Source organism: Exiguobacterium sp. RM11 (assembly GCF_059821525.1).
Genome location: NZ_CM187558.1, coordinates 2,285,563 through 2,305,406 on the forward strand (window position 1 = coordinate 2,285,563; position 19,844 = coordinate 2,305,406).

General features: G+C 46.7%; 21 protein-coding genes and 1 tRNA gene. 7 read left to right on the top strand and 15 right to left on the bottom strand.

All coding sequences use genetic code 11. From position 1 onward, the window contains the following. Positions 1–15: 15 nt before the first annotated feature. Positions 16–1,368 (bottom strand): alanine/glycine:cation symporter family protein, encoded by a 1,353-nt coding sequence (locus AC5LIL_RS11945; protein ID WP_214747338.1) that lies wholly within the window; start codon positions 1,366–1,368, stop codon positions 16–18. A gap of 129 nt (positions 1,369–1,497) precedes the next feature. Beyond that, complete coding sequence (yidD, locus tag AC5LIL_RS11950) at positions 1,498–1,767, bottom strand: membrane protein insertion efficiency factor YidD (RefSeq protein WP_015880777.1); 270 nt, start codon at positions 1,765–1,767, stop codon at positions 1,498–1,500. Between the two features lie 192 nt (positions 1,768–1,959). Here yidD and AC5LIL_RS11955 point away from each other — a divergent pair, with 192 nt between their 5' ends. Then, on the top strand, positions 1,960–2,748 hold the full coding sequence (locus tag AC5LIL_RS11955) for a pyrroline-5-carboxylate reductase family protein (protein WP_499824208.1): 789 nt from the start codon (positions 1,960–1,962) through the stop codon (positions 2,746–2,748). Between the two features lie 33 nt (positions 2,749–2,781). Here AC5LIL_RS11955 and AC5LIL_RS11960 read toward each other — a convergent pair whose 3' ends face one another. From AC5LIL_RS11960 to AC5LIL_RS11985, 6 genes are all read right to left on the bottom strand, one after another. Beyond that, complete coding sequence (locus AC5LIL_RS11960; RefSeq protein WP_224863342.1) at positions 2,782–3,480, bottom strand: DUF554 domain-containing protein; 699 nt, start codon at positions 3,478–3,480, stop codon at positions 2,782–2,784. A 149-nt stretch (positions 3,481–3,629) separates the two neighbouring features. Beyond that, positions 3,630–3,702: transfer RNA gene (locus tag AC5LIL_RS11965), tRNA-Val, on the bottom strand. Positions 3,703–3,789: 87 nt separating this feature from the next. Beyond that, the gene (locus AC5LIL_RS11970) at positions 3,790–4,347 is read right to left on the bottom strand and encodes a GNAT family N-acetyltransferase (RefSeq protein WP_214696843.1); all 558 of its coding nucleotides are present in this window, start codon (positions 4,345–4,347) and stop codon (positions 3,790–3,792) included. A 71-nt stretch (positions 4,348–4,418) separates the two neighbouring features. Beyond that, complete coding sequence (locus AC5LIL_RS11975) at positions 4,419–4,733, bottom strand: DMT family transporter (protein WP_074033008.1); 315 nt, start codon at positions 4,731–4,733, stop codon at positions 4,419–4,421. Continuing rightward, positions 4,730–5,074 (bottom strand): DMT family transporter, encoded by a 345-nt coding sequence (locus AC5LIL_RS11980; protein WP_214747352.1) that lies wholly within the window; start codon positions 5,072–5,074, stop codon positions 4,730–4,732. Before AC5LIL_RS11980 ends, AC5LIL_RS11975 begins: the two co-directional genes overlap by 4 nt. Continuing rightward, on the bottom strand, positions 5,067–5,657 hold the full coding sequence (locus AC5LIL_RS11985; protein ID WP_224863346.1) for a TetR/AcrR family transcriptional regulator: 591 nt from the start codon (positions 5,655–5,657) through the stop codon (positions 5,067–5,069). Before AC5LIL_RS11985 ends, AC5LIL_RS11980 begins: the two co-directional genes overlap by 8 nt. Positions 5,658–5,762: 105 nt before the next feature. On the opposite strand from AC5LIL_RS11985, the gene AC5LIL_RS11990 reads away from it, so the two are divergent. Beyond that, positions 5,763–6,545: an alpha/beta hydrolase gene (locus tag AC5LIL_RS11990; RefSeq protein WP_499824209.1), complete on the top strand. Its 783-nt coding sequence runs from the start codon at positions 5,763–5,765 to the stop codon at positions 6,543–6,545. A gap of 37 nt (positions 6,546–6,582) precedes the next feature. Here AC5LIL_RS11990 and AC5LIL_RS11995 read toward each other — a convergent pair whose 3' ends face one another. Then, positions 6,583–7,821, bottom strand: a complete 1,239-nt coding sequence (locus AC5LIL_RS11995; protein ID WP_499824210.1) for an aminopeptidase — start codon at positions 7,819–7,821, stop codon at positions 6,583–6,585. A 113-nt stretch (positions 7,822–7,934) separates the two neighbouring features. Here AC5LIL_RS11995 and AC5LIL_RS12000 point away from each other — a divergent pair, with 113 nt between their 5' ends. The 3 genes from AC5LIL_RS12000 to AC5LIL_RS12010 all read left to right on the top strand — a co-directional run bounded on the left by AC5LIL_RS12000 (position 7,935) and on the right by AC5LIL_RS12010 (position 12,006). Then, positions 7,935–8,342 carry a YkvA family protein gene (locus AC5LIL_RS12000; protein ID WP_499824211.1) on the top strand — a complete coding sequence of 136 codons (408 nt, stop codon included), beginning with the start codon at positions 7,935–7,937 and terminating at the stop codon, positions 8,340–8,342. 75 nt (positions 8,343–8,417) lie between these two features. Then, positions 8,418–9,284: a YitT family protein gene (locus AC5LIL_RS12005; protein ID WP_499824212.1), complete on the top strand. Its 867-nt coding sequence runs from the start codon at positions 8,418–8,420 to the stop codon at positions 9,282–9,284. A 106-nt stretch (positions 9,285–9,390) separates the two neighbouring features. Continuing rightward, a complete protein-coding gene (locus tag AC5LIL_RS12010; RefSeq protein WP_499824213.1) occupies positions 9,391–12,006 on the top strand; it encodes a putative bifunctional diguanylate cyclase/phosphodiesterase in 2,616 nt (871 codons plus the stop codon). A gap of 31 nt (positions 12,007–12,037) precedes the next feature. Here the strand turns inward: AC5LIL_RS12010 and AC5LIL_RS12015 are convergent, their stop codons facing one another. Beyond that, entirely contained in the window at positions 12,038–14,107 is a 2,070-nt protein-coding gene (locus AC5LIL_RS12015; RefSeq protein ID WP_499824214.1) for an alpha-amylase, read from the bottom strand. A gap of 152 nt (positions 14,108–14,259) precedes the next feature. Between AC5LIL_RS12015 and AC5LIL_RS12020 the strand changes: the two genes are divergently transcribed. Then, the gene (locus AC5LIL_RS12020; protein ID WP_499824215.1) at positions 14,260–14,883 is read left to right on the top strand and encodes a hypothetical protein; all 624 of its coding nucleotides are present in this window, start codon (positions 14,260–14,262) and stop codon (positions 14,881–14,883) included. Between the two features lie 41 nt (positions 14,884–14,924). Here the strand turns inward: AC5LIL_RS12020 and AC5LIL_RS12025 are convergent, their stop codons facing one another. Further along, positions 14,925–16,970 (bottom strand): heavy metal translocating P-type ATPase, encoded by a 2,046-nt coding sequence (locus AC5LIL_RS12025; protein WP_499824216.1) that lies wholly within the window; start codon positions 16,968–16,970, stop codon positions 14,925–14,927. 108 nt (positions 16,971–17,078) lie between these two features. After that, positions 17,079–17,441 carry an ArsR/SmtB family transcription factor gene (locus AC5LIL_RS12030; protein ID WP_214747369.1) on the bottom strand — a complete coding sequence of 121 codons (363 nt, stop codon included), beginning with the start codon at positions 17,439–17,441 and terminating at the stop codon, positions 17,079–17,081. A gap of 152 nt (positions 17,442–17,593) precedes the next feature. Here AC5LIL_RS12030 and yhfH point away from each other — a divergent pair, with 152 nt between their 5' ends. Further along, positions 17,594–17,752 carry a protein YhfH gene (gene yhfH / locus AC5LIL_RS12035; protein WP_214747372.1) on the top strand — a complete coding sequence of 53 codons (159 nt, stop codon included), beginning with the start codon at positions 17,594–17,596 and terminating at the stop codon, positions 17,750–17,752. Between the two features lie 36 nt (positions 17,753–17,788). On the opposite strand, the gene AC5LIL_RS12040 is transcribed toward yhfH, so the two are convergent. From AC5LIL_RS12040 to AC5LIL_RS12050, 3 genes are all read right to left on the bottom strand, one after another. Next, on the bottom strand, positions 17,789–18,130 hold the full coding sequence (locus AC5LIL_RS12040) for a fluoride efflux transporter FluC (RefSeq protein ID WP_499824217.1): 342 nt from the start codon (positions 18,128–18,130) through the stop codon (positions 17,789–17,791). Next, complete coding sequence (gene crcB / locus AC5LIL_RS12045; protein ID WP_499824218.1) at positions 18,127–18,519, bottom strand: fluoride efflux transporter CrcB; 393 nt, start codon at positions 18,517–18,519, stop codon at positions 18,127–18,129. The genes AC5LIL_RS12040 and crcB overlap by 4 nt, the downstream gene beginning before the upstream one ends. 82 nt (positions 18,520–18,601) lie before the next feature. Continuing rightward, positions 18,602–19,804 carry an ornithine--oxo-acid transaminase gene (locus tag AC5LIL_RS12050; RefSeq protein ID WP_074032995.1) on the bottom strand — a complete coding sequence of 401 codons (1,203 nt, stop codon included), beginning with the start codon at positions 19,802–19,804 and terminating at the stop codon, positions 18,602–18,604. Between the last annotated feature and the right edge of the window lie 40 nt (positions 19,805–19,844).

The following is a 19,844-nucleotide window of genomic DNA, read 5'->3' on the forward strand; positions in this document are numbered from 1 at the left end:
ATGGCGTCGATGCGTTTAGGATACTTTTCGATTCTCAATTTCAAGCTGTTGATTGAATCGTTTCGTTTCGGCAATGACAACGCCCGACAAGAACAAGAGACCAATCAAGTTCGGAATGGCCATCAAACCGTTGAAGACGTCGGATAGCGCCCATACCAAATTCAAGTTTGTCGTCATGGCACCGAGTCCAGCGACGAGCACGAAGGCAATCCGATACGGAAGAATCGACTTTTGCCCAAACAAGTAATGGATGGACCGTTCGCCGTAATACGACCAACCGAGAACGGTCGAGTAAGCGAATAGGACGAGACCGATCGTGACAATGTAGCCACCTGCCGGACCGAGGAACAGTTCGAATGTGGCTGAAGTCAATTCGACTCCTTCTAGTCCTGTCCCGATTTGACCACCCATGACGAGTGTCAACCCTGTCACCGAACAGACGACAAGCGTGTCCAAGAAGACTTGTGTCATCGAGACGAGCGCTTGACGACCCGGCATATCTGTTTTCGCTGCCGCTGCAGCAATCGGAGCGGAACCGAGACCTGCCTCGTTCGAGAAGACACCACGCGCGACACCATATCGAATGGCCGCTCCGATGGCTCCCCCACCGATTGCTTCCGCACTGAACGTACTGCTAAAGATGAGTGCGAACGCATCTGGAATAAGCGAGTAGTTCATAATCATGATCAAGAGACCGCTACCTAAGTAGAAGGCAATCATGACCGGGACGAAGTAGCTGACCACTTTCCCGATCGAACGTACGCCTCCAAGGATGACCGCGCCTGTAAAAATCATGATGAGAATTCCTGATATGTAGAGTGGTACATCGAATGTCGTTTTGAGCGCGAGCGCGACAGAGTTCGTCTGGACCCCATTTCCAATCCCGAACGCCGCAATCGAGGCAAATGCCGCAAACGCTACGGCTAACCAACGTTGATTCAATCCTCGTTCCAGATAATACATCGGTCCACCAGCCATCTGACCGCGTTCATCGGTGACCCGATACTTAACAGCTAGAACGGCCTCCGCATATTTCGTTGCCATCCCAAAGAATCCGGACACCCACATCCATACGATGGCTCCTGGTCCTCCTAATACAACTGCTGTCGACACCCCGACGATATTCCCCGTACCGACGGTCGCCGCAAGCGCGGTCATGAGCGCCTGGAAGTGACTGATATCCCCTTTTGAGGATTGATCCTGATTTTTTGAAAACGCCAACTTCAATGCATACGGTAATTTGGTAATTTGAATACCACCTAGACGCACCGTCAAGTAAATGCCTGTCCCCACAAGCAAAATTAAAAGCGGTGGTCCCCATACAAAATTGGATGCCGTACTCACCCATTCACTAAATGATTGCCCCATACAAAGTATCCCCTTTCCCCGAAAAATAGTGTACATCCCTATTTTTTCAGAATACTTAGAACAATGCAAAAGTATTGTGCTAAAACAACTGTTCGAAACGTACTTCTGTATACAAACAGCGAGACGAACTTAATCGTCTCGCTGTGATTCAGGCTTCTCTCGTTGTAAAGGCGCTTTCCAATCAAATGTATCCGGTACATAATCGAGCCCACCTGGGTGAAACGGTTGGCAACGGATCAGTCGGCGAGCGGTTAAATAACTCCCTTTGACGGCCCCGTGTTTTTCAATTGCTTCGATCCCATAATGCGAACAGCTCGGATAAAATCGGCATGTCGGCGGCTTTAATGGTGAAATAAAACGTTGATAACCTTGAATCCCTTTTACTAGTACACGTTTCACACGATTTCGCCTCACTCTTTTGAATTAGTGCCATCATAGCGCGATTTGAAACGTTTGTCATGTGCATCGTTTTATGTATCAAATCCTTTTCCATCTCCTTACAAATGAGCAAGATGGGCGATATTCGAGAGCAGGTTTGTTATGATAGTCAACATAACTATTGACCGAATCGAAAAGAAGAGGTGACGGATGATGAAACAATTACTAATGGTCGGCGCAGGATCTATGAGTGAGGCACTCGTTCGAGGATGGATTGACTCTGGGATCGAACCGACAAACATCACGATGACGAACCGAAGCGACCGGGAACGATTACTCGCACTACAAGACGAACTCGGCGTACACATCGTTGAAGAAGAAAATGTCAACGACTATGAGATCGTCGTATTAGCGATGCAACCGGACGGTGTCATTCCATACGTGGAGTCGAAAGAGTGGAACAACCCACTTCTTGTATCTGTCGCGGCACACATCGAACCGAGTCAATTAGAAGAAGCTTCAGGGCTTCCTGCCGTATGCGCGATGCCAAACACGCCTGTCACATATCGGAGCGGGATGACAGGCTTATGGTTCGGTCCTGAAACAGATGAGACCGATCGCGCGAAAGCAACTGCCCTCTTTGAACGTGTCGGTCGAACGGCCATCACGGATGCGAAGACGATGTCTGCATTTATGGCAGCCGCAGGTTGTAGCCCAGCTTTCTTCTATGAAATCGTCGGGGCGATGACTCCGGTCTTGACCGATGTCGGATACGACGAAGCGACGGCTCGTCAAATTGTGGCTCAGGCGATGAAAGGCTCTGCAGAGTTACTGTCACATGAAACACGTGAGACGAATGAACTCATTGCTGACGTCGCTGCTCCAGGCGGACCGACCGACCGTGGTGTCGGCGTATTACGAGACCGCAACCTTGCCGATGTGATGTCTTCAGCCTTACGCGAAAGTGCCAAAGAAGATCATGAAACAATTGAGAAACCATAAAAATGGACGGAAGCCACGCTTCCGCCCATTTTTTTATGTCATCATATGTATAACCGACACAATGAGTGCCACTACTAAAATCCCTGGCAATAAGTTCGCCACACGAATTTTTGTGATTCCGACCAAATTCAAGCCAATCGCCACGATCATCACACCACCGGTCGCAGTCATCTCTAAAATAAAGCTGTCCATGAGCGACTCCGGAATGAACTTCATGATTTGAATGGCGAGTAGTGCAATCCCACCTTGATACAATAACACCGGAACGGCCGAAAACATGACCCCGATGCCGAGCGTCGAACTCAACACGAGGGCTGTAAATCCATCAATCAACCCTTTCGTATACAGGACGTCATGGTCGCCACGTAATCCACTATCGAGCGCCCCAATGATTGCCATCGCGCCGATGACGAAGATGAGCGTTGCCGTAACGAACCCTTCCGCTACACTCGATTGACTTCCAAGACGCCGTTCCAGCCGATAGCCGATTTCATTTAATACTTCATCTAGCTTCCACCATTCCCCGAGCGCAGACCCGACGACAAGACTTCCGATGACAATCAAAAAGTTTTCACTTTTCATCCCCATTTGAATGCCGAGCAAGATGACCGCAAGCCCGATTGCTGCCGTCACCGTCTCTTTCATACGCTCTGGAATGCGGTGAAATAAGAGACCTAACAATGCTCCGATGACGATTAGTCCGGCATTGACGAGGGTTCCTGTTAGCACCATTTTGCATTCCCCGTTTCATTATGTATTGAAAGGAATATACCAATTGCTTTCGCGCCATGTCAATATACAAAAAAAGAGCCACTTCTCGCAAGAAGTGGCTTCGCGGAAACCCATGTTCCGGTGGGTTTCTCGAGGGTTTGGCACCCAAGTGATTCTGACTGGGCTCGAACCAGCGACCTCTACCCTGTCAAGGTAGCGCTCTCCCAGCTGAGCTACAGAATCAGGTCGTGTCCTCTTTTAAGGACACTATTAATATATCAAGAAACTATTAAGTTGGCAACAACTTTTTAAAAGTTTTTTGTACTTTTTTTAACGCGTCATTTGTTGGCGATCAATATGCCGGCAGAGGCGTTCCAAATCACCTGCATAAACGGAGACGAGCATGTTCTGATATAAGGTGTCACGGTCCCAATGAAGACCATTCGCTTTAGCCACACGCTGAGACGGAACGTTTTCTGGATGAATGAGTGAAATGATTTCCTTCTCTCCTTCAGTGAAGGCATACTGCATCAATCGCGCGGCCGCTTCACGTCCGTAACCCATATGCCAATGCTTCGGTGACAACCAATAGCCGACTTCTAGCTCGAGTTTACCGTCTAACTCATGAAGCAACGTACCTGCATGACCAATCGGTTCATCACTTTCAAACGTCATCAGCTTCAATAGCCCTGTCTGGCGTCCCGTTTCATAGCGGGCCAATTGACGTTCGAACCATTCGATTGTTTGTTCGTCTGTATACGGTCTCCCATCCGGACTGATGAAGCGCATCACCCGAGGATCTTGGAGAAGCGACTTAACAAAATAGAAATCAGAGATCGTGTACGGTTCAAACCGCAAACGTTCGGACTGCAACTCGACAAGATGCATCGTTTTCCGCCCCTTTCTTCCATCTCATAATCTGAATTATTCAATTCCCGTTTTCAGCTTGTTTCAATCCTTTACGATACAACTTTTAAACCGACCACACTGCCGATAATCATCATTAGATAAAAGATGCGCCAGCGGCTTTTAGACTCATTTAAATAGAGCATGCCTAGAATGACGCCACCTGCCGCTCCGATTCCGACCCAGATGGAGTAAGCCAAGCTTAACGGAATGTCTTCAAGCGACTTCGATAGCCAATAAAAACTGAGCGCGAACGACAAAATCGATAAGATTGACCATTTTAAAATTTGATACCCTTTCGATTTCCCCATAAAGAAAACGGCTGTCATCTCAGCAATCCCTGCACCGATCAAATATACCCAACTCATGCTTCTTCTCCTCCTGTCACTTGTTTCAACCCGATGATTCCGATGATCAACGTCGTCACAAGTAAAAGTTTCCAGCCGCTGAGCGCCTCGTCAAAAAGAAGAGCACCGACAATCACCGTTCCAACCGCTCCGATTCCCGTGAAGACGGCATATCCTGTACCTGCAGGTAAAACCCGGAATGCTTTGGCGAGTAAGCCAAAACTGACAACCAAGAGTACAATCGTCCATAACGTCGGACCAAGAACGGTAAACCCTTCAGACAATTTCATCGTCGTTGCCCAAATGATTTCAAGCAATCCTGCGAACAAAAGAGAAATCCAGGCGACTTTTTCCTTATCCATTCCAACCCACACCTTTCTTGAAGATTCGGAAAGCGGCTTGTTGTCGCATCTCCCGCTCATCTTCAAATGTAAATAGAGACAATAAGGCACCATCTAGAAAGCAATAGTACGCAGCATAGAGCTCATCGAGTGGTTGCGATGGTAAGTCTCCACGTTCCATCGCGAGACGAAACTGTTCTTTTTCAAACCGCTTTAACTCCGTCTCTACCTTTCCGATGACTTCTTCAATATAGTCTCGAAATTCTGGGGGTGGTACGAGGAGCATCCGTTTCGTCAACATCCACGTCTCGTGATCGCTAAAGAATGACGTGAGCATCCGAACGATCGACTCAATCCGTTCTAAAGGTGGTCGATCTTTAGTATCCTCACATGTCTGTTGCCATGCTTCTTCGTAACGATTCGCCATATCGGTCACGACTTGCTTAAACAATTGTTCTTTCCCATCGATGTGAGCATACAAAGAAGCCTTTCGGATGCCAACGTCTTCGGCAACCGCCGCAAGTGATAATCCTTCATATCCTTCACGGGCAAACCGTGTCCGAGCGGATTGCATAATTTTCTCTTTTGTATTCACGCGTCTCACTCTCCTTCCTCCTCACCTTACCTAACGAACGGTAGGTAGTCAAGATTTGTGTTTGTCTTTTCGCTCATGATTCTCCACAATACAAGGTGAAAGAGGTGATGAAGAATGATTGATCAATTGAACGTATCGATTCCAACGGAGAAGGTCCGTGGTCAAAAACGGATCGTCCGCGTGTTTCGACCAGACTGGGTCAATGCCGACACCCCACTTCCTGTCCTTTATATGCATGATGGGCAAAATGTATTCTCAGGAAGCACGGCTACATATGGAGAAGGATGGGAAATTGACCGCTGCATCGATACACTCCAGCTTCCACTTATGGTCGTCGCCATTGCAAGTGCTCCGAACTGGTTAGATCGTTATGACGAATATTCATATGAAGAAGATGAGATGTTATATCGCCGTATCGGACCGGAACTTGCGAAAACGCGCCCAACCCTTGGTGGTCAAGGTCGTTTGTATGCAGAATGGCTTATGAACGACTTAAAACCACGAATCGACAAGGAGTATGCGACAGATCCAGAAGATGTCGGCGTCATGGGGAGCTCGATGGGAGGTGTCATCTCTTTATATATGATGGCAACCTACCCTTCCATCAAAAGAGTCGGATCCCTCTCCACCGCAGCATGGGCGAATCTGGATCCATTGATCCAGGCTATTCAGCAAACCGATATCTCTGGAAAACTGTATATGGACATCGGAACGAATGAAGAGAGCGGACCAATCACAGCGAAGGATTACTTGTTCACGAATGCAAAACTGATTGGAGCCATCGCTAAAAAGGGTATCGCTTTCCGATATGAAGTGGAACCGGATGCGATTCATCACGAATCAGCTTGGCGCCGCCGTTTGCCTAACGCCCTTCGTTATTTGTACGACGTCACATGAAAAGAGCGAATTCCTTTTACGGAATTCGCTCTTTCGTTTAGATGACCCAGTTGCCGTCACGCATGATTGCTTCGCGCGTGCCGTCTTCCCGTTCACCATCGATATTCATTTCAGCTGACCCAATCATGAAGTCAACATGTGTCATCGAGTCATTCGCGCCGTTCGCCGCGAGTTCTTCTTGCGACATCGAAGGACCACCTTCGAGACATGTCGAGTAGGCACGACCTAATGCCAAGTGGCATGATGCATTCTCGTCAAACAACGTGTTGTAGAAGAGAAGACCTGAGTTTGAGATTGGCGAATCATCTGGAACGAGTGCCACTTCACCGATGCGGCGTGCTCCCTCATCCATGTTCAACAACTCATCAAGAGCCGCTTGTCCTTTTTTCGCTTCTGCCTTGACGACTTTCCCACCTTCAAACCAAAGCGTGAACTCGTCAATCAAGTTTCCGCTGTAGCTGAGTGGCTTCGTGCTCGACACGTGACCTTCCACAGAATCTTTATCCGCGAGCGTGAACACTTCTTCTGTCGGCATATTCGCGATAAAGTCGATGCCATCGACGTTTGGACCGCCACCGCCAAGGAAGACGTGCTTTTTCGGAAGTCCGATTGTAAGTTCAGTGCCTGGTGCTTGGTAGTGCAACTTCGCGTACTTCTTCTCTGTCAGCAACTTCGCACGGCTACGGAGTAATTGATCATGTGTATCCCATGCCGCGACCACGTCTTCTTGATCCATGCGTGTTGCTGCGAAGATCGCTTGCCATAACGCTGCGACCGCATCTTCACGCCCCGGAAATACTTTTTCGGCCCACGCATCTGACGCACCTGCGACGATCGACCAACTCACGTTGTCACTCATCACATATTGACGCCATTTCGCAAGTGCTTGTCCGGCTGCACGGTTCGCATCCGAGATGCGTGACGATTCAACGCCGTTTAAAGCATCCGGGTCGTCACTGACGATGGACAAGAATGCCGTCTTCTCTTCAGCCAATTGCTCAAATCGAGCCTTTAACCAATCTGGAAACTCTTTGAAGGAGTCTGCTGGTGCATCGAAATAACGAATCTTCGATGTCTCCTCATCGCTCCAATTAACAAATACTTGTTTCGCACCTGCCGCATACGCAGCTTTCACCACGTGACGGACAAGTGGCGCCTGGCTAATATCGGCACGTACCTCTAGCTGTTGACCCGGTTGAATGTTGACACCTTTTTTCACAGCTAGCTCTGCATAGCGTGCAAAATCTGCCTCGGTCGGCATAGAAATCATAGACATATGTATCGTTCCTCCTTTTCAGTTATCTTTATTTTCTTAAATTTCAGGAAAAGTTGCAACCAATGCGCAAAAACGGGCATATTAGTAGATGAAGAATGAAGGAGGAATCTACTATGGCAGATTGGAAATCAACCTACACACACTTTTTGAAACAAGCGAAAGAAGATATCCACGACCGAGAACAACTCGGCGACTTACTCGTCCAAGGTGAACGCGCCCTCGCAAAAGTGACCATAGACGTGGCATCCAATGAAATCAGCAACATCGAGCGCGAAGAAGAACTGACGCTCTACTTCCAGATGAAACAAATGCTGAATATGTTGCGTGCGCTATACAATGATCAATTTGAAATGCAACCTGACAAACAAGAAGAGCTTGTCGCGGCAATTCTATACTTCGTCTCACCGTTCGATGCGATTCCGGATGATGTACCGCTCGGACTATTCGATGATGCTCAGGTGATCGATTATGTACATGAACAATTGGCGAGTGATATCGACCGATTCCATAACGAATTGTGACTTGAAATGAGGAACGAGTAGCAGTACGCTAGCAGAAGACTTACTAAAAGGAGGCGTAAGGCCTAGCCATTATCTATGTATGCTAAATCGAGAAAACGGGTTGCCCTTGAAACGGTACTGTTCATCATTGCCGGGACAATCCTTCAGTCTGTCTTTGTCAGTTTACTGCTCAAACCCAATGAAATCGGTTCGGGGGGAATCGTCGGAATCACATTGATTACGAACGAACTATTTGGAACGCCAATCGGGATGACTCAGCTCGTGCTCAATATCCCACTTTTCATCTTAGGGTTAAAATACTTAGGACGTCGCTTTATTTTGATGACGGGGATTGTTGTCGTGCTTTCTTCTATCTTGATTGATAGTTTACCGGTCCTCATCCCACCGACCCCACTTGACGATCCACTTGTCGCTTCCGTGTTCAGCGGAATCGTCTCGGGTCTCGGACTTGCCCTTCTCTTGTTCGCAGGCGCTTCTACTGGCGGTCTCGATATTTTAGGGAAAGTCATTTATATGAACAACCGAAACTTGTCGTTACCTAAAATCTTTTTGACACAAGATATTATTGTTTATGTTTTAGTCTTTATCGTCTTTGACATCAAAGCCGTTATGTATGCTCTTGTGTTAAGTTTTGTCCGATCACGCACGTTACTCACAATCCATAAGTTCTTCTCCGCTCAAAAGCAATGTTTCATCATTTGCAAGAAAGCGGATGAAATCAACTTGGTCATTAAGCAGAACTTAAAACGCGGCGTCACCATCATGGATGCGACAGGAGGATATTCAAACGATTCGAAAAAAATGCTGTACGTCGTCGTCCAGAACAATGAAATCCCTCGACTTCGTCAGATTGTTTCTGAAATCGATTCTGAGGCATTTGTCACTGTATCCGAAATCGATTCCATCGTAGGAAACTTCAAAGAACACTCATATACACTCTGATTTCAACTTATTCGACAACAATCTCGTATTGTTGTCGATTTTTTTGTGTAATCTTCAGTCACCTATTCCGATAATAAATAAGAGACCCATACATATAAAGAAGGAGGTGCATGAGTTGTCAGTTCACTCGTTGCGCCAATACGTTCCGGCGATTCTCATCGGAACATTTTTGACCGGACTTTTATTATTATTTTTGACCCCTCATGATTTACGAGACAGCACGTTGCTCATCTATTATCTCATTATTTCAGGAGCGGCCACCCTATTCAGTGGAGTAGCAATTTTTAAACATAGAGGGATGAGAAGATTTATTCATGTTTTGATTACTGCGGGAAATGTGTGCTTCGCACTTTATTTACTAATGCACTATGATTCGACAGGTGCGAATACTCAATACCTCTTGTTTTTACAAAATTTCTTTTACTTAATCATGGCTCTGATTGTCATTACTCAATCCATTGAGATTCGCACGTTGAAATTACGTACGTTTGACTTGTTCGCCTTATTTAGTTTCTTTGTGATTGGTGCACTACATATCTGGTTTTATTCCACACAAGACGTGTCACTCGTATCTCAGTTGAGTGGCTTTGAAGAGCAGATGCTCCTGATCAGCCTGTACATGATGCTATCCTTCTTGTATTTAAATCGCGTCGTCTCGGCTGGACAGCAATTCCGGATCCTTGTACTCGTCGGAATTTTAAGCTTCACGGTCGCCTCAATCGCGAACACACTCTTTGTGTTTTCAGGCATCACACATGAACTAGTTCATCTCGTTCAAGTCAGTAGTATCCTTATGATTTCCATCAGTTATTGGGTCGAGGATATATCAGGAGACGCCCTTGCTTACGATTCCATTTTGGATTACATTCTGTACAGTATCGTCGTCATGCTATTTTTACTTGCTTCAGACCGCCTTCTCGGTACGTCTGTAACGGATTCAATGATTGCGAATGCCGTGCTTCTCTTGCTCATTCGCCAGTTCGTCGTTTCAAAACAGAACGCGCTCATCAGCCATCGTCTTCATTCCGTCAATACAGATTTAGAAGTGGCCGTGTCGACAAAGGCGCATGAACTCGAGATTCGTGAACAGCAATACCGCTCGCTTTTCGCCTATCATTCAGAACCAATTTTCTTATTCGATTTGCACGGCGAAGTGTTGTCGGTCAATGAGGCAGGAAGTTCGATTCTTGGATTGACGACGGACAAGTTACTTGGGTCAAATATCCTCGACATCATCGAATCGAAAGATCGTGCACCGTATACGATTATTCTTCAAGAGTTATCAAACGGTCGACCGAGAACGATTGATGTACGGATTATGACCGAAGAAGGCGAGACACGTGTTTGGCAACTCGTCAATGTTCCGATGATCATCGACGGGGAAGTCGAAGGTATTTACGCTATCGCGAAAGACATCACACAAATGATCGAGCAGCAAGAACAAATTTTATACCAAGCCAAATTCGATAGTCTGACAGGACTTCACAACCGTTACGCGCTACAAGAGCAAATTGAACGTTTGATCGAAGAAGGTCGCACGTTCACGCTCATGTTCTCTGATTTAGACGGCTTCAAAGAAATTAACGACCAGTTTGGCCATCATATGGGAGACGAGCTTCTGCAGCATATCGGAAAACGACTGCGGACCGCACTCCTTCCAAACGAATATGCAGGACGTCTCGGTGGTGATGAATTTATTGTCGTCGCCGAGCACGGTGATGATGAAATGTTGACAGAACGCTTACGGCGTCTCGTCTATCGCCCACCTTATTATATGGCTGGGACACTGGTTGAAGTGCATGCCTCGATTGGAATCGTCCGCTTCCCGGAGCATGGTAAGAAATTGAAACACCTGCTCTCGAACGCCGATCTCGCCATGTATCGCGCAAAAGACAAAGGTCGTGACGAAACCGTCATGTTCGAACCAGAATTACGGGAAGACAAGGAAGAACGGAAAGTATTGATGGAAGGACTTGATACCGCACTTGAAAAAGGAGAGATTTCACTTTTCCTCCAACCTCAAGTCGATGCGTCTACGAAGGCAGTGATTGGAGCGGAGGCGCTCATGCGTTGGCAACATAACGGGACGTTCATTCCCCCGAGTCAATTCATTCCGATTGCTGAAGAAACCGGTCATATCCACGATTTAGGTCGCTGGATGATTCATGAGACGTTCCAACTGATTCACGTATTCGAACAAGGAGATATTCATTTGCCGAAGCTTTCGGTCAACTTGTCCGTTCGGCAATTGTTTGATGAGCATTTAATTGATTATTTGAATACGTTGTTCGAGCGATTCCCAATTGATCCGTCCCGACTCAATTTTGAATTAACCGAAACGGTCGCCGCTCACCATTCCGATCGCGTCTTGAATCGAATCCTAGAATTAAAGTCGCTCGGTATCAAACTTTCGATTGACGATTTTGGGACAGGTTATAGTTCGCTGGCCTATCTCGTTCGTTACCCAATCGATGAATTGAAAATCCCTCGTGAATTCACGATGCAACTTGAAGAGAATCGTGAATATCAGATGGTCACGACGACCATCGTCGCCATGGCACGACAACTTGGTATGGCACTCGTCGCCGAAGGTGTAGAAACTGAATATCAAGAGACGTTCCTTCGTAAAATTGGATGTGACTCCATGCAAGGCTATCGCTATGCAAAGCCGATGCCACTTGATGAGTTCGTCATTTATTACATGAAACACGCAACGCCCTGAACCGAATGATGTATTGGTTCAAGGCGTTTTTTCATTTCATCTCATATACTTTGACTTCACCAGGTTTTAAATCGACGTGGAGATTCCATTGTTCATCAAACGCATGTTCCGCATATGGCCATGAAGTTGGTGAATAGACCATCTCCGCAAAACGACTCGCATTCCAATTTCGACGACGTACACCATCAAGGGAAACCACGCCTCGTAACGACTCCCACATATTTGTGTTCGCTACAACGAGCAACGTATCGTTCGTCTCCGGACGTAACCACGCGAATCCGATAAACGGTGCAAATGGCTCGTCTAAAATAAGTGGTTCAAAATGGTTCGGATCAACGAGTACATCAAGCCAACGGCGACGAATCTCTGCCACTTGATGCATCACTTCAATCATCTCATCTCGCTCTGGATGATCCCAATGGAACTGATACGCATCAAAGAACGCGAGTTTTCCGAAATACGGGTCGGTCGGGAAGAGTTGATACGCTTCTTCAGGACGGCAATCGAGTCCGGTATTCATCGGCTGCGTTTCATATAATTCAAGTCCAGAGTTTGTCATCGGGACGCCATTCGGCATAAAACCGTTCAGGACTGTCAACAATCGACTTGCTTGTCGTCCCCCTTCTCGCGTAGCAAGGCGACGTGTATCCGCTGTTTCCCCTGCCGCGAATACTGGAAGTGGTAAAAAGCGTGAGTCGTATAAAAATTGATGGGTCTCATGCGTCTCGAATCGAGGTTCTTTATAAAAGCCATATCCGATAATCATGTTATAACCGGCATCTTTCGCCGCCCATGCTCCTGCTTCAATCAATTCTTCCGCGATAAAGCTGAAATTCGAATCGAGCGATCGTGGTTTTGCCAAAATGCGTTGTGCCAAATCGACAGGAAGTGCATGGCCCATATCGATACGTGCGCCGTCGATGCCATATTCGCGTTGATAGTGTGGAATGATATCGGCGAGCATCTCCCAGAGTGGCTCGTTAATCACATTTCCCCGGAATTGATTGGACTTGATTGAATCAAACAGAATATAAGGAGCGATGTTCGCATCGTTCACATAAGGTGCCGCCGCAAGCGGATGGTCTAAGAAGAGGCGGAAGTAAGTCACGTCCGACCAAGGCGGTTGCGGATCGTTGATACAATCTGAAAAGGCAGGTGCTGTCGTCAATCCGAACTCCTGTTCAATCGTCGCGAGTACGTTTTTTTCTGGATGTTCGATTAGAAAAGCACGAACACGCTCCCACTTTTCGGCATCGATCAAGTTCGGAGCCATCGAGAATCGTCTTAAGTGTTGCCAGACATCTTCTGAATTGTACACCATTGGTAAGAAAGCAAATTCTGGTTTTACATTCTCTCCAATCCCCGGCACAGATGGTGGATGATAATAATCGACTTCGGCCAGCGGAATCCAATAGAACCACTCTGGATTTTCAAGGATGAGTCGGTTGTCTCGTGCACATGTCCGAGGGATGACGTCGATGACGACACGAATTCCTACCATGTGACAAGCTTCTACAAATGCTGAAAACTCTTCTTCGACAGTCATCGCATCGCCAGTCAACGTTTCCTTTAACTCTTCATCAATGGCAAAGAAATCTTGAACGGCATAAGGAGAGCCAAATTCACCTTTCTTGTTTTTATGGCTATGCTGAGAAATCGGTAACAGGAATAAGGTATCAATCCCCATATAAAGGAGATGTGGAATGAGCGCAAGCGTTTTCACAAATGTGCCTGTGTCTTTCATCCCTAGTGAGTTCTGCATCTCCACATAACCCGATCCATCATGATCCCAGGAAGTTGATGTACGAACTTGCATCGAATAGACAGAGGCACGCTTAATCCAATCGCCACCCGTCTGTAAATGGCCATCTGCACTCGCGATGGACGTATGATATGCTCGACTTTCTACCGCATATGGAAGAATCGCTTTCTCTATTGTTTCTACTAAAAAATCATACGGATTTACACGCTCGACCCCGTCACGAATCGGTTCAGAAGGAAAACGCATTCGATTCCATAGACTCGGAATCTCGTAAGTAAGGTTCGTACGCTGATCTTGTAACACCTGGTACAACTTGTGTAATGATGAATTCTCTGACATATTGACTCTCCTTAAGCTTCTAATGGTCTTCTGTTGTATAAAGTTCTTACACTAACTGATTATACATTTACCCGTTTTTTCCTTTTTCAAAAAAATATTTTTCTGTCGATTTTTCCAAAATCATGTACGATGGAGTAGAAAGGAGGGTCACGATGTCACAACGAAAGTGGATTTTACTATGGATCAGCCTATCCGTGCTATCCATCTCGATTATCGGTATTTTTATTTTTCAATTGAGGGAGACGAATGAGCGGCTAGAAATCATACAAGATGAACAATTCGGCTCTTACGAGGCGATTGAAGATATCATGTATTATAATATTGAACGTGCAAACGCGATCCGTGGTTTACTCGCCTACGAAGATCGACATTTTTTAGAGATGTACTATAGCATGTCTCGGCAAGCTAGGGCATTGAAACAGTCCGTCATCGATGACCCGGACACTCCAAGTTCCGTCCTCGATTTACTCGAGCGAGATGCCGTATGGGAAAAAGAAGCCGACCGTGTACTCGTCATCTATGAAGAAGGTGACCTTGTTAAAGCAACAGCAGTAGCCGAGACGATGACACAACTACGACAGACTATCCTAGAAGATTTACGGTCGCTTAAGCAGATGCAGTATAAAGATATCCAAAAAGAGTTGATTGCAGCAGAAAATCAAGTCTCCTTCTTAACTCAAGTGCTGTTTACCATCACGTTTTTATTGATTGCCATCATCGTCATCCTCACCTTTTTGTTGGCACGTATCAAACCCCAACAGGAAACGGTCGAGTAGGAAAAGGAGTGTCTCAGACTGATGCTGAAACACTCCTTTTGTCATGATGACGTCATTCGTAATAATCTCGTCGCATTCGCGATGGCAAGCAGTGCCACACCGACGTCTGCGAAAACAGCCTCCCACATGGTCGCAATTCCGAATAATCCTAAAACCAACACAAGCGCTTTCGTTCCGAACGCAAAGAAGATATTCTGCCAGACGACACGTTTTGTCTGTTTCCCGAGCTTGATGGCTCGAACCACATCGTTCGGGTCGTCATGCATCAAGACCACATCTGCTGCCGTGACCGCCGTATCACTTCCAACTCCCCCCATAACAAGCCCGACATCAGCCCGTGCCAACGCTGCCGCATCGTTCATTCCATCTCCGACAAATGCAACTTTTTGGGAGGCGGTCATCTGTTCAATCGCTTCTACTTTTTCGTGCGGAAGCAATTCGCCTCGCACCTCATCTAGTCCTAGTCGTTCGCCGATTGTTGTAGCGACTTCGCGGCGGTCTCCCGATAACATCACCGTCCGATATCCGGCTTCCTTCAACGCTTGGATTGCAGGATACGCATCCGGCTTCACCGTATCCATTAATTCGATTCGCCCTAGCCAACGATTGTTTTTCATCACGTGAACACTTGTCCCAATCGATGTATCCTCAATCGTTTGACCTAAATACCTCATATACCGAGCACTGCCCACATAAATATGATCATCGCCATCATGGGCATGGAGACCATATCCCGGCTCTTCTTGAATCGATTCGAACGCCTGAACGTCTCCGACTCGATTGACGATGGCTTGCGCAAGCGGGTGATTCGAGGACTGTTCGACGCGAGCGGCAAGGTGCAATAATTCTTCAGCATGTACCCCTTCTGTCGTCACAACATTTGTTACTTCAAATCGCCCTGTTGTCAACGTTCCTGTCTTATCAAAAACAATCGTGTCCACTTCTGTTAACGCGTCTAGATATTCTCCACCTTTTACAAGAACGCCTTGTTTAGAGCCCGCTCCGATTCCACCAAAATAACCTAATGGAATCGAAATGACGAGCGCACATGGACAACTGATGACGAGGAAAATGAGCGCACGGTAGACCCACTCTGATAAGTCACCGACAAATAGCGGTGGGACAAATGCGACGATTGTCGCCATGACGACAACGAAAGGCGTATAGACTTTTGCCAATCGGGTAATCATCTGTTCTGTCTTCGCCTTTTTCCCGTTCGCCTCTTCTACGAGGGCAATCATCTTTTGAAGGCTCGATTCGGCGGCGAGCTTCGTCGTCCGGATGACGAGTCGTCCCTCCAAATTGATCATCCCCGCCAACACCTCTTCACCTGCTCTCACTTGACGAGGAACCGCCTCACCTGTCAATGAAGCTGTATCGAGTGAACTCGCACCACTGAATACAACCCCATCCATCGGAACGAGTTCTCCGGCACGGACAATTAGGTGTGAACCGATTACTACATCTTCTGGCAATCGCTCAACTTCTTCCTCACCAACTAGTACGCGAGCGAGTGTTGGTCTCATGTTTAACAAAGATTGTATCGACTTCCGCGAAGCGCGCACCGCACGCCCTTGCACGTATTCTCCAAGTTGATAAAACAACATGACCGCTACGGCTTCCGGATATTCGGCAATCGCGAATGCCCCGATGGTCGCGATGGTCATTAAGAACTTTTCGTCAAACCATTCCCTGTGCCATACATTTCGGACGGCACCAGAAACGACATCATATCCAACTAGCCCATACGCTACGATGTAGCCTGGAATGGAATCCATCCAAAGGGCAATCGAAAATATAAGGGCAGCCGCAAGGAATCGCCAAAGGACCGTATCTCGTTGTTCGGTTTGATCTTCCTCTGTTTTGATAAACTTCGCACCCGGTTCGATTCGTTTCATCGTCTGCTCGATTGACTCGAGCATCGCTTTGCGTTCAGAGACATCAATCCATTCAATCACCATTCGACTCGTCGCGAAATCAATTTGACAAGATGCCACTTCTTCGCGTTTCGTGATATCCCGCTCGATTTTCGCAGCACAGTTCGTGCAAGTGATTCCAGACACAGGTAACACGTCTCGGTTTCTCATCTCGTTCCCCCTAACATTCAAACGTTCATTTGAATATATCGTATCGCGAAATGAAATTCATGACAATAGGAAAAAATGACCGAATCCTAAAAGGATCGGTCATTGGATTCAAACATCTTTCTGTTCTTCGCTATGGGCCAGCGCAATTTCAACAAGCTGTCTGACATGTTCGTCGTCTAATGAATAATACACGACTTTCCCCTCTTTTCGATATTTCACTAGTCCTTGTTCGAGTAACGTCCGTAAATGATGGGATGCGGTCGCATTTGAATGACCAATGACGGCGGCAACATCACAAACGCAAAGTTCATGTTCGAGCGTCAGGACATACAGTACTTTCAAACGAGTCGGGTCAGCGAACGCTTTAAACAACCGACTGACACGCGGGGCATCCAATTGTGCCAAGGCAGTTTGTAGCGTCGGTACGTCTTCTGATTGGATCCCAATCGTCTCACATTGGGGCACTTTCATATTTCTCACCTCGTCTTTTATGTGTATATAGTGTAGCAAAAATTCGTTGATATATCTGTTATATATTATAGTTGACTTATATACTTCTGTTATAATACAATCATGACAACAACCTAAACTGTCAGACAATTTACCGAAGGAGGCATTTTCATATGAATGAATGGGCGAGCCGACTCGAATCATCTGTCGAGTTTTATCAAAAATTACCGGATAAGACATGTCAGGAATGCGGGAACCATATGGACGAACAGTGCGAGTCATACGAAACGACATGTGCTTCATGCACAGAAAAGCTTCAACACGCAGAATAAACACAACACCCCTTCGATTGAAGGGGTGTTGTGTTATTACATCGACCAACCGATGTAAGCCGCAATAAGTCCGAACAGATAGGTCGCAAGCAAATAGAGGCCGAATCGAACCCAGTCTTTTGTCGCAAACCGCATCAATTCCAGTTTTAAAGTCGAGAACGTCGTAAACGATCCAAAAAATCCGATGCCTAAAAAGAGGATGAGCGATTGGTAATCGGTGTGCGCGTACAAGTACCCGAGACCAAATGACCCTGTCACGTTGACGAACAACGTCGCCCAAGGAAAAGTTGAATCAAACCACTTTTTCATGACCTGACCGATTGCGAAGCGGAGAATCGCACCGATGAAAGCACCAGCTGCAATCCAAATAAGCGTCATTTCACTTCACCTCTTGTCGACGTTTTTGTTCCGATGCGATAACCGAACCAGGAACTCCATAAACCGAACGTGATGCTGAGGAATACATATGTAACAGCGAGAAGTACATGATCATGTTCAACTAATTGAATCGTTTCTACACTAAACGTGGAAAACGTGGTAAATGACCCAATCATTCCGGTTCCGATAATCGTGACGATTTGAGGAGAATGTTTTCCCCTTTGAAGGAATCGATGCGTCAGCCATCCTAACAGAAAGCTTCCAATTAAATTGATGAGGAGTGTCGCGACTGGAAACGGGCTCGTTCCGAAAGAAGCGATTAGTAATACAAGTCCGTACCGTGCCAACGCTCCAACTGCACCTGCTAACCCAACGTATACGTACAGCATCCTATGCCTCCCTCCACGAAAAAGACACCTGCAACATGCAGGTGTCCATTCAACTGAGGCTATTATACCAAGCTGTCCCTGTTTACGAAATAGCTGCCGGAGCAAGAACTGCTTCGATTGCTTCAAACGCTTGGTCGAGCTCTTCTTTCGTGATGACGAGAGGTGGCGCCAATCGAATGACTGTCTCATGCGTTTCTTTGCAGAGGAGTCCACGTTCTTTGAGTGCTTCACAATATGGACGAGCTGCTTCCGTCAATTCGATGCCGATGAATAATCCGCGTCCACGGACGTCGCGAATCATCGGATTATCGATTGATTTCAAACGTTCCATGAAATACGTCCCTAACTCTAACGAACGCTCGACAAGTTTCTCTTCTTCCAACACTTCGAGCGCTGCGACTGAGACCGCAGAAGCGAGCGGATTTCCACCAAATGTCGAGCCATGTGATCCTGGATTAAATACGGAGAGAATCTCTTGATCCGCGGCAACGCATGAGATCGGGAAGACACCGCCTCCAAGCGCTTTTCCGAGAATGTACATATCCGGTGTGACATCTTCCCACTCGATGGCAAACCATTTTCCTGAACGGCCGAGCCCAGACTGAATTTCATCAGCGACGAACAGGACGTTGTGTTGTTGACAGAGTTCAGATGCACGTTTCAAGTAGCCTTCTGGTGGAATGATAATTCCTGCCTCACCTTGAATCGGTTCCACGATAAACGCTGCTGTATTCTCTGTGATTGCCGCTTCAAATGCATCGATATCGCCATATGGTACGACTTTGAATCCTGGCAATAATGGTCCAAACCCACGTTGGTACTCTGCTTCAGTCGACATCGACACAGCAGCCATCGTCCGTCCATGGAAGTTTCCCGTACATACGATGATTTCAGCTTGACCTGGAATCCCTTTCACTTCATATGCCCAACGACGAGCAGTTTTTACTGCTGTCTCTACGGCTTCTGCGCCCGTGTTCATCGGCAACACCATTTGTTTCTTTGTAAGCGTTACCACTTTGTCGTAAAAACGTCCGAGTTGATCGTTGTAAAAGGCACGTGACGTCAACGTAATCTTATCCGCCTGATCTTTGAGCGCTTGAATGATTTTCGGATGGCAGTGTCCCTGGTTGACTGCAGAGTATGCACTTAACATATCCATGTAGCGATTCCCCTCAGGATCGGTTACCCAAATCCCTTTCGCCTCCGAAATAACGATCGGTAGTGGATGATAGTTGTGCGCCCCGAATTTTTCTGTCAGCTCAATCACATCATGTGTTTTTGACATATTGCTTCCCCCTTATTCAAAACTATCTTACCCTTTCAGT